At 54.6% G+C, this 465-nt stretch carries 1 rRNA gene; it reads right to left on the reverse strand.

The window, feature by feature from the left end:
• A 16S ribosomal RNA gene (locus tag ACTHS3_RS16920) occupies window positions 1-465 on the reverse strand; the annotation flags it as partial.

Below are 465 nucleotides of genomic sequence, written 5' to 3' on the forward strand. Positions count from 1 at the left end.
GACTACTGGGGTATCTAATCCCTTTCGCTACCCTGGCCTTCGAGCCTCAGCGTCAGTAAATGTCCAGTAGCTCGCTTTCGCCACGAGTGTTCCTCTTGATATCCACGCATTTCACTGCTACACCAAGAATTCCAGCTACCTCTCCAATCCTCTAGCATGGCAGTATCGGATGCAGTTCCGGGGTTGAGCCCCGGGATTTCACATCTGACTTACCACGCCGCCTACGCTCCCTTTACGCCCAGTGATTCCGAACAACGCTCGGGACCTTCGTATTACCGCGGCTGCTGGCACGAAGTTAGCCGTCCCTTCCTCTTCCGGTACTATCAACCCTGTGAGCTATTAACTCCCAGGTCTTACTCCCGGATGACAGGAGTTTACAATCCGAAGACCGTCATCCTCCACGCGGCGTTGCACCATCAGGGTTGCCCCCATTGTGAATTATTCTCGACTGCTGCCACCCGTAGG

This window comes from Neisseria sp. P0009.S007 (assembly GCF_051962515.1).